Origin of the sequence: Ensifer sp. ZNC0028 (assembly GCF_000799055.1) — a bacterium.
GTDB lineage: Bacteria > Pseudomonadota > Alphaproteobacteria > Rhizobiales > Rhizobiaceae > Ensifer.
The window spans coordinates 1-2,878 of sequence record NZ_JTLA01000298.1; the positions used below are offsets into that span (position 1 = coordinate 1).

The 2,878-nt window shown below is 62.9% G+C and carries 5 protein-coding genes; all 5 read right to left on the reverse strand.

Annotation, left to right across the window (positions count from 1 at the left end; all coding sequences use genetic code 11):
* The coding region (gene ureB / locus L981_RS33080; protein ID WP_043627333.1) for an urease subunit beta at nucleotides 1–204 on the reverse strand (204 nt) is incomplete at its 3' end.
* A 72-nt stretch (nucleotides 205–276) separates the two neighbouring features.
* Nucleotides 277–579, reverse strand: coding sequence for an urease subunit gamma (locus L981_RS33085; RefSeq protein WP_043627336.1), 303 nt, complete (start codon nucleotides 577–579; stop codon nucleotides 277–279).
* A gap of 124 nt (nucleotides 580–703) precedes the next feature.
* On the reverse strand, nucleotides 704–1,537 hold the full coding sequence (locus tag L981_RS33090) for an urease accessory protein UreD (protein ID WP_043627338.1): 834 nt from the start codon (nucleotides 1,535–1,537) through the stop codon (nucleotides 704–706).
* A gap of 174 nt (nucleotides 1,538–1,711) precedes the next feature.
* Nucleotides 1,712–2,686 (reverse strand): D-glycerate dehydrogenase, encoded by a 975-nt coding sequence (locus L981_RS33095; RefSeq protein WP_043627339.1) that lies wholly within the window; start codon nucleotides 2,684–2,686, stop codon nucleotides 1,712–1,714.
* Nucleotides 2,683–2,878 (reverse strand): hypothetical protein (locus L981_RS35445; RefSeq protein ID WP_210166434.1); only part of this gene is annotated, 196 nt, incomplete at its 5' end. The genes L981_RS35445 and L981_RS33095, both read right to left, overlap by 4 nt.

Sequence of the window (2,878 nt, forward strand, 5' to 3'; positions counted from 1 at the left end):
GGCCGTGCCGGCGGGAATGTCGAGCCGGCGGCCGTAGGCGGCCTTGCGGTCGAACTTAAGTCCCGCATTGGTTTCGGCGAAGTGATAGTGGCTGCCGACCTGGATCGGGCGGTCGCCGGTATTGGCGACCTCGATCGTCGTCGTGTCGAGACCGACATTGAGCTCGATCTCTCCGGCCGCCGCGATGATTTCTCCTGGGATCATGGTCTTCTCCTCAAGCCGCCCTCGGCCGGCCGCATACTTTTATCCCGCATTCAGGCTTCAGGCGCCCTGCGCCTAGCGGATGGGCTCGTGCACGGTGACGAGCTTGGTTCCGTCCGGAAACGTCGCCTCGATCTGGATGTCATGGATCATCTCGGCGATGCCTTCCATCACCTGCTCGCGCGTCAGCACCTGCGCACCCGCCTCCATGAGTTCGGCGACCGAGCGCCCGTCGCGCGCGCCCTCGACGACGAAATCGGTGATCAGCGCGATCGCTTCCGGGTGGTTGAGTTTCACGCCGCGCTCCAGGCGCCTGCGGGCAACCATGGCCGCCATCGAAATCAGCAGTTTGTCTTTCTCGCGCGGGGTAAGATTCATGCGTCGCCACCGGTTGTTCGTGAAGCAATTCCCTGGGAAGTCTGCGAAGCGGTCTTCCGCCAGGAATTACAAAGTTTCAATGCGTTAGATCGTTTCACTGTTTCAAATATAAATGTGAAACGCGCTAGAGTACCCAGACTTTCGGCACAGTCTTCTGCTTGCGCAAGTGCGAAATAACCGGGATGAGGATTTTTCTGAGCGCGAAGCCATCCGGCGCCACGAAACGGGCAACCAGCTTGTCGCAGCCCTGGACCTGAAAATGGCTGATGCCGACGCCCGCTGCGCCATCGACGAGCGACCGAAGACGCGGCAGCTGGAGCTCGCAGTCCGGACCGACATAGAGCAGCGTGGCAAAGGCAGCCGCGCCATCGAGCACCGCCTTGCGCTGGGCGAGACTGGCGACTTCTCCTGATAGGGCGAGATTGTCCGCATGCAGCAGCTTGCCCCCGCTACGGATACGCCAGCGATCGCGGAAGAGCCCGGTTTCAACCGCCTCGCCCATTGCCTTGCGGCCGAGCAGCACCGCTTCGACCGCGAGAAACGTCGAGTCTGAGGCAAGTTCCACCTCCAACGAGCGCGAGAGCGAGGCCCGGTCGAAGAGGATCGTCTCCTGCGGCAGCCAGTCGACGCGCGCGCCGGGGGCAACCTCGATTCGCGTTTTCACTTCGACGGTATCGGCGCTCGCCTTATAGATCTTCTCGCAGGCCTGCGTCGTCACCGTCACATCGGTTCCGGCCCCTGCCGCGACCTCCCAGATCATCCGGTCGCCGCCGGTAAGTCCGCCGGAAGAATTGATGAGCACTGCCTCCATCGAGGTGTCGAAGGTCTTCGGCAGGCGGATCTTGGCGCAGCCTTCCTGGTAGAGTTCGGCAATGCGGCTGTGGCCGAGCGCCGCCTTGGCGACCAGCCGTCCCTTGCCCCAGGCCCGCTGCGGGGCGATGCGTGCTGCCTTGTCCATGTCAGACCGCTAAGCGGCGTCCTTCATTCGAGGCACAGTGCCCATTGAGCCCAACGCCTTATCTTGGCGCTATCGTCCGCATCGCGGCACGACAAGTCAAGTTATTGTTTTGCAAAGAAAATCGTCAACATGCTGCATTTCCATGCAGGCTCTGCGCAGAAAACGGGCAGCCGCCTACGCCACGAGATCCGGCGGTTCGCGCCCGTCGAAAAACGCCGTGATATTGTCGACCACCTTCATGCCCATGGCGACGCGCGTCTCCTCCGTCGCACTGCCGAGATGTGGAAGCAGAACGACATTTTCGAGCGCGCGCAGACGTTCCGGCACGTTCGGTTCCGCCTCGAAGACATCGAGGCCGGCGCCGCGAATGATACCGTCTTCGAGCGCCGCAATCAGCGCCGGCTCGTCGATCACATCACCCCGCGCCGTGTTGACGAGGTAGGCGCTTTTCTTCATCAGGGCCAGGCGTTCGGCGTTGATGAGGTGCCGGTTTTCGCCGCCGCCGGGGCAATGCAGCGACACGAAGTCCGCCACCTTCAGCACGTCCTCGACCGTGTCGAGTTGGCGAGCGCCATAACGGCTGGCCTCCGCCGGGTCGATGCGTGAGCGATTGTAGAAAACGACATCCATGTCGAAGCCGAAGTGGCAGCGCTTGGCCATCGCCTTGCCGATGCGGCCGAAGCCGATGATGCCGAGCGTCTTGCCGGTGACCTTGCCGCCAATCATGTGGGTCGGGCGCCAGCCGGTCCATTCGCCGGCCCTCACCTGCCGCTCGCCCTCGCCTGCCCGCCGCGCGACCGCAAGCAGCAGCGTCATGGCGATGTCGGCGGTGCAGTCGGTCAGCACACCCGGCGTGTTGGTGACGACGATGTCGGCAGCCTTGGCGGCCGCAACGTCGATGTGATTGTAGCCGACGCCATAGTTTCCAAGGATCTTCGCGCGGAGACCGCCGCGGGCAAAGAGGTCGGCCGGAAGCCGGTCAGAGACCGTCGGGAGAACGGCGTCATAGGTCCGCAGTGCTTCCGCGAGTTCTGCGGCTGTCAGCGGCACGTCCCCTTCGTTCAAGGTGACGTCGAAGCGTTCGGCAAGCACCTGCTCCACCGCTGCCGGCCAACGACGGGTGACGAGAATGCGGGGTTTCGAGCTCATGCCTGCCTCCGGATCAGAATCGCTGCGAGATAGTGCACGAAACGGCGCGACGCGACAGCTATCTCGACAAGCGAAACACCTATCACAAAAAGCAAAAAAGAGGCGCCGTTGCCGGCGCCTCTCATCGTGATTTCAACTGCCATCAAGCCTTGGCGAAGGCGAGCAGGTCGGCGTTGAGCTGGTCCTTGTGGG